The organism is Microcoleus sp. (assembly GCF_049646505.1).
Classification (GTDB): Bacteria; Cyanobacteriota; Cyanobacteriia; order Cyanobacteriales; family Microcoleaceae; genus Microcoleus.
The window spans coordinates 1-6,405 of record NZ_JBARVX010000557.1 but is presented as its reverse complement, the minus strand read 5'-3'; the positions used below and the strand labels follow the sequence as shown (position 1 = coordinate 6,405).

The 6,405-nt window shown below is 49.2% G+C and carries 7 protein-coding genes; 3 read left to right on the top strand and 4 right to left on the bottom strand.

The features are described 5' to 3' along the window. From tilS to ccsB, 3 genes are all read right to left on the bottom strand, one after another. Positions 1 to 485, bottom strand: a 485-nt coding sequence (gene tilS, locus WBA89_RS26210) for a tRNA lysidine(34) synthetase TilS (RefSeq protein ID WP_424410566.1), incomplete at its 3' end; no start/stop codon positions are given. Between the two features lie 130 nt (positions 486 to 615). Then, entirely contained in the window at positions 616 to 1,167 is a 552-nt protein-coding gene (locus tag WBA89_RS26205; protein ID WP_424410565.1) for a KGK domain-containing protein, read from the bottom strand. 303 nt (positions 1,168 to 1,470) lie between these two features. Beyond that, positions 1,471 to 2,529, bottom strand: coding sequence for a c-type cytochrome biogenesis protein CcsB (gene ccsB, locus WBA89_RS26200; RefSeq protein ID WP_424410563.1), 1,059 nt, complete (start codon positions 2,527 to 2,529; stop codon positions 1,471 to 1,473). A gap of 914 nt (positions 2,530 to 3,443) precedes the next feature. On the opposite strand from ccsB, the gene WBA89_RS26195 reads away from it, so the two are divergent. Both WBA89_RS26195 and WBA89_RS26190 read left to right on the top strand, forming a co-directional pair. Then, positions 3,444 to 4,340, top strand: coding sequence for an Rpn family recombination-promoting nuclease/putative transposase (locus tag WBA89_RS26195; RefSeq protein ID WP_424410561.1), 897 nt, complete (start codon positions 3,444 to 3,446; stop codon positions 4,338 to 4,340). Beyond that, a complete protein-coding gene (locus WBA89_RS26190) occupies positions 4,310 to 4,573 on the top strand; it encodes a hypothetical protein (RefSeq protein WP_424410559.1) in 264 nt (87 codons plus the stop codon). Before WBA89_RS26195 ends, WBA89_RS26190 begins: the two co-directional genes overlap by 31 nt. 74 nt (positions 4,574 to 4,647) lie before the next feature. Here the strand turns inward: WBA89_RS26190 and WBA89_RS26185 are convergent, their stop codons facing one another. Then, positions 4,648 to 6,129, bottom strand: a complete 1,482-nt coding sequence (locus WBA89_RS26185) for a CHAT domain-containing protein (protein ID WP_424410558.1) — start codon at positions 6,127 to 6,129, stop codon at positions 4,648 to 4,650. Here WBA89_RS26185 and WBA89_RS26180 point away from each other — a divergent pair. Further along, positions 6,111 to 6,405, top strand: a 295-nt coding sequence (locus WBA89_RS26180; protein ID WP_424410557.1) for a hypothetical protein, incomplete at its 3' end; no start/stop codon positions are given. The two genes, WBA89_RS26185 and WBA89_RS26180, sit on opposite strands and share 19 nt — an antisense overlap.

Sequence of the window (6,405 nt, the reverse complement as noted above, 5' to 3'; positions counted from 1 at the left end):
AAATCGGCAATGGGGCGCGTCCAGGTGAGGGCGGAAAGTCCGTCGGCACCGCTACCGCGAATCAGGTTGTAGAGGAGTGTTTCGGCGCGATCGCTGGCTGTGTGGCCTGTCACAATGTAGGGGGAGTTGTGGGCGAGCGCAATTTCGGTTAAAGCTTGATACCGCCACTGTCTGGCCGCCGCTTCGGTTTTGGGGACTAACAAGGCGGTTTGCAAATAATAGGATATGCCCCAAGTTTTAGCTAAATTTTCTACATGAGTTGCATTTGATTGAGAATCTGAACGCCAGCGGTGATCGCAGTGGGCGATCGCTAAATCCCAACCCCATTTTGGCTGCAAATCCACCAGTAATTTGAGCAAACACAGAGAATCTTGCCCGCCGGATACTGCTACCAACAATCGCTGATTTGATGGCAATATTTGTCGCAGCAGCAGCGTCCGGTGCAGTTGAGCGTGGAGGTGCGTCCAATTGGAAGATTCAGCCATGAGAGCAGTTTTTCATGCAGTAAGTCATTGGGAATTGGGCGGAGCGAAGCGGAGGGATTGGGAATTGGGCAATTTTCCCCCTTTTTTCCACTCACAATTTCAACTCTCCCATTCTCTAACTCTCTGCTGTTTAGCTCCACATTCCTCTACTTTGGGGGTTGCTTTCTGGATACCCAGACACAGGATAATTGTTACTTATTTGTGTTGGAGCGGCGACAGTTGGTTCATCATTATTAGTATCAGTTGAAACTGAGATATTTTGGTCGTATGCCTGCGCGGTGTCTGATGTTTCTGTGGCAGCAGGAAGGGCTTTTTGTTCTGTTACTTCAGATTCTACCGGGTAAAACTCCAGACGCATCCTAAGTTTGCCTTTTGTCCAGTTTTTTCCGGCACTTAAAACTTCGCAATCCATGCCGTCTGAAAATAAGTGTTGTTCTAGCAATTTTGACTGCAGAATGGTCATAAATTCGCTAACTTTGAATGTACACTGATACATTAAAGCGCTGGCAGGAGCAGACAAAACATCGTCTTCTTTGAGAAATATTTGTGATTCGTCCATATCAATTGTCATTTTAATGAAGGAAGACGGAAAAGGGCAGAGGGCCCTTCGGCTACGCGAGCGGGTAAAAAGAAGGAAGAGGGAAGAAAGTTTTTGATTCTCGATGCTTTTATAAGCTGGCATTGCATTGATGTCAAGTTTACCTCCAACGCAGTACCGGTCTGCTGTTTGACGATTAGGCTCCGAACTCCCCGAATTCTTGCCCCCCTACTCCCCCTCAAGAAGAGGGGGGATTGGAAGCGATGGAAGTCCCCTTTTAAAGGGGAATTTAGAAAGAGTCAGACTCGGATGCAAGCGAGAGATACACAGGATTTTAGGCTGAGTTTGACACTAATATTGGGCGTTGCCACCTGAGAACCGGAGATGCTATTAATCCCTACGCTTTGATTTATGCTGTTTTTCGGTGGCCCATTGGTGGCTGGGAAATTAGAAAAACCAACCGTAGGAATGTAAACCTTTGCCTAGCAGATTAACGCCTAAATAGCAAATCCAAACTACTACAAAACCTGTGGCGGCTAAAATTGCTGGGCGTCTTCCCTGCCAGCCGCGAGTGATGCGGGCGTGCAGGTAGGCTGCAAATACTAACCAAGTAATTAGCGCCCAAGTTTCTTTCGGATCCCAACTCCAGTATGAGCCCCAAGCTTCGTTGGCCCAAACGGCACCGGCGATAATTCCAACTGTCAGCAAGGGGAATCCTAAACCGATGATGCGATAGCTAATGTTATCAAGGGTTTCTGCTAGATTCAAGCGCTGGGGCGAGAGAAGTTCTGCGGTTTGAGTTGGGGCGGTTGATGCGGTTTGAACGGTTGCTAGTTCGAGCACTGCGGTGGTGCTGTAACCGTTATTGCTGTTGAAAGCGGGTTCGCCAGCAGGTTGTCGGCTGTCGTCGTCGGCTGGGGGTTGGGGGTTTTGGGGGCGTTGGAGGCGGTAGTTGCCGTTGCGGTTGCTGTTGGTGCCGAAGGAACTGCCGGTGAGTTCGATTTTTTGGCCGCGGGTGACGATTAAAAATGCGATCGCCAGTAATGCTCCTACCATTAAGGTGGCGTAACTGAGCATCATGACGCTAACGTGCATCATCAGCCAGTTGGATTTGAGGGCTGGTACTAGGGGCTCTGCCGATTGCATGGTGTCGGGGAGAGTCAGGGCGGCAAAGGCGGTTATTGCCATTGCTACGGGGGTTGTCGCTACTCCGACTAGGCGGGAACGGCTCATATTTTCGGCGACTAGGTGGATGGCGGTGATGCCCCAAACTAGGAAAAATAGGGATTCGTAGAGGTTGCTTAGTGGAAAGTAGCCGGCTTCTATCCACCGCGAACCGAGTAAGGTGGCGATGGAGAGGTTGGCGACGGCCATTCCTGCGGTGCCTAGGGCGGCCAGGTAGGGAATGTTGGGGAAGGCTGCGCCTACCCAGTAGATGAGCATTGTTGCGAACAGGATGGCGAAGGAGATGTTGTCCAGCCAGTTCTGAAGTACGACCAGATCCATATTATTTACTCCGGTAGTGTTTTTACTTATTTTTGCTAACTATATCGATCGTACTGGCGTTCGGGAGTTTTGGGTTTGAGATTTTGAATTTTTGTGGCAATTATGAGTTTTTGGGGGTGGTTGAGGTGCCTGGGGGCGATCGGGCGGACGCCTAAAACAAGCTACTCTTGACCCACCAGACGAGTGTCACCCCGTCAAGTCGCGCTGGTTGATTCTGGCTGACGGCTTGAGGTTGGACGAGTTGAAAGTAAGGAAACACCGAATGCTGAGGGTCGAAATTCGATCGCCAGTTAACAAATTTAGTCTTGGACGCAGGGGCTGGCAGAAACCGGGTTTTTTCAGGAAAATCCTTCGTTGTCACCCAGATATCGAGTAAAAAACCCGGTTTCTTTGTCGGGATTGCGTCTGGGACTGAAAATATAGGATGTTTTTCGCTCTGGGGCTATCTCGAATCGTTTAAAATTGATTTAGCAGATTACCCACTTGCTGTTTTTGCAACCAGCAAAAAAACGAAATCCCCCGAATCAAGTCGTGGATACTCTCCAAATTTTCAATCAAAGCTCAAGCTCCGGTGATTCATCTGGAGAAGTCAATTCTAAAATCTAAAATCTAAAATCTAAAATCTAAAATCGACTGATGGTTGGATAAGTTGCACAGGCTAGATGATATCATCTGCAGTCGATTAGTATAACAAAAACGCTTCGTAGTGCGGACTTGCATACGCAATCCCGGAGCGTATGCAAGTCCTCAGATCAAATCCTCTCTTCATCGGAATGATTCAGATATATATTCTCGGACTCTGTGTACTCTGTGTTCTCTGCGGTTAAATCATTCCGATGCAACCGGAAACGATATCACTACGAACCAATCCGAGATCGGTCAATCGATCGCACACGATAGGAGATGTTGAGTTAATGCGTCGAGATTCAATTTTTTATAAGTTATTTCAAGAAGCTCCGACGCTGTTGTTTGAGCTATTGGAAGAGTCACCATCAAATGCGGAACAGTATCGATTTGATTCGGTGGCGGTGAAGGAACCGAAGTTTGAAATTGATGGGGTGTTTTTGCCGCCGGATGCTGAACCGGGAGTTGTATATTTCTGTGAGGTGCAGTTTCAGCGGGATGAATTGCTTTATGAGAGATTGTTTGGTGAGTCGTTTTTGTATTTTTATCGCAACCGCCAGCGATTTACTGATTGGGAAGCGGTGGTAATTTATCCGAGTCGATCGACTGAACAATCAGAAACGCATCCCTATCGATCGCTCACCAGCAGCAATCAGGTACATCGGGTATATTTGGATGAGTTGGGTGCGATCGAACAGTTGCCGCTGGGAGTGGCGCTGATGGCGTTGACGACTATCGACGAAGCGAGTACGCCGGAAGCTGCGCGATTGTTGCTGGCGCGATCGCAGCGGGAGGAATCGGAAGCGGCGAGTCGCGCCATAATAGAGATGCTGACGACAATACTGGTCTACAAGTTTACAAATTTGAACCGAAGGGAGGCAGAGGCGATGTTAGGGATTACGCTTGAGGAAACTCGGTTTTATCGGGAAGCTAAGGAAGAAGGGCGCGAACAAGGCATTGAACAAGGCATTGAACAAGGCCGCGAACAAGAAGGAAGAGCCTTGATTTTACGTCAGTTAAATCGCCGTCTGTTAAATCGGCGAGTTGGAACTTTGCCGGAATCTATCACCTCTAGAATTGCTGATTTGTCGATCGAGCAAATTGAAACTCTAGCAGAGGAATTGTTAGATTTTCAGTCGATCGCAGATTTAGAGGTTTGGCTGGAAAATTTGCCGCAGGAAGATTGAGGCGATGTGAGGGATTGCACTTGAGGGGGCGGGGTGCGATCGAGAAACTCACGAATAAGGAAGCGAAGATGGATAAATCACAGCCCTATTTGGCAACACCCAATGCCGTTATGTTAGTTATCGAGTACGGCCCGATCTATGACAGTTACGGCGTTGCTGAATGCAGGTATGATATCAAGTTCGGCAGGGGCGGGTTCGTCAAGATATTTGATAATTATCGATCGATCGTATAAACCCGCCCTGCCCTTACTGCTGCGGGCACGCGCGATCGAATCTTATTACAGTCGATCGACCAAAACAAATCCGATCACCAAGGATTACCAATCATTCTAAAAGCAGACCAATAATAGGGATGAGAAAAATTGCGCGTCGCCGTGTTTGCCAATTCCGGAGGTAGCGGCACATTACCAACAGAAGTGTGCAACATCCCCCCTTCAATTCGCACATCTTGGCGCAACATGGCTAATTGCGCTTGCCGGAGTGCTTCTGTTTTAATCGGAGCAGTTTTCAACTGCCCGTAAAACTCCGCCATCAATCCCAAACTGCCCTCGTCGCTGACATACCAGAGAGTCGCCAGAGCCGATTTAACCCCCGCTTGCACGGCTAACCCGCCAAAGCCCAACTCTGCCTCCCGATCGCCCACAGCAGTCCTGCAAGCGCTCAAAACCAACATTTCAACCTGCGGGCGGTACCATCCCATCTCCCGCAACTGATCCAAACGCAATTTAGTATCCCACAACTGAATAAAAGATTGGCTGGGATCTCCCGATCGAAATTCGGCATGAGTAGCCAAATGAATCATCCCAAAAGGGTGCTGCTGGCGCTGCGATTTCAAATTAGCCAGAGTGAAAGCTTGGTTCAAGAAAGACTTACCGGGCCACTCCTGGGGGGTAATTGTGGATACTTCTACCTCCACCGCAGGTAAAGGATTCATATCTGGAAATTGCGACGCGCCCATTGCCAAAACTTGAGTATTTTTGAAATTGGCGGGGGTGGTATCTGTCAAACTCAGACTAGGCATTGAGCCGACGCTGTAACGCTCTATCAGAAAGCCTTTGCCGTCGTGGAGGGCGGCCATCGGGACCGATCGCAACCCCATATCCGAGATAAAAGATAAATTCTGAATGCCTTTAGCTTGCAGCTCTGCTTCGAGCGGCGCTACCATCCACTGGTAGAGCTGCTGAGCCAAGGGTAAATAAGTTTTAGTATTGCGCTTTACCGGATTAGTGAGTTCGCTGCGAAATTTCCGAACAGCTTCCATTACCTGGGCGCGAGAGGTTCCTGAGATGCGCTTCCGCACCGGCACGCCTTCTGGGGTAATTACCATCAGTTCCAGTTCGTCAGAGCCTTGAATTTGCTGTTCTACGCGCAACAGGGGCGAACTGTTGTAAGGTCGATCGAGTCTAGAACCCTTGGGTACAAAGCTCATATAAACGAGAGCTGGTTTGATGCCTGTGGCTTTTTGGACTCTGCTAAGGGTATTTTGAGCATATTCTAGGGTGGCGATCGCATTTGTTGACGGCAAATTCAGGTAATCGACAAAATCGCCGGTAAACCTCTCCTCTACTGGAAAAATAACGTTGCTGAGGTTGGTTGCCGACAAGGAAGCACCAATATTTGGGGAGGCGGGGGGTGAATTGCGCTGTTGTAAGGAATTGGATATCCGGTTTTGCTGTTGCAAGCTGGGGGAAAATAAAGGATTTGTGTTCGGAGGCCCGCTGACGGAGAGCGCAGGAGCCTGAGCCGGTGCGTTTGACGGCGCGAGATTTATTGGCCCTGCAGCAGGCACAACAAATATCTGGTTGGGTGAAACTGCTGGAGGCGTTACTGTTGCTGGTGCAAGCGTTTGATTTTGAACTGTCGGTGCGATCGGCAGATTATTTGATACTGGTGCGGGATTTTGAACTGTCGGGGCGATCGGCAGATTATTTGATACTGGGGCTGGAGTCGGTGCTGGAATTGGTGCTGGAATTGGTGCTGGAATTGGTGCCGGAGTCGGTGCTGGAATTGGTGCCGGAGTCGGTGCTGGAGTCGGTGCTGGAATTGGTGCTGGAATTGGTGCTGG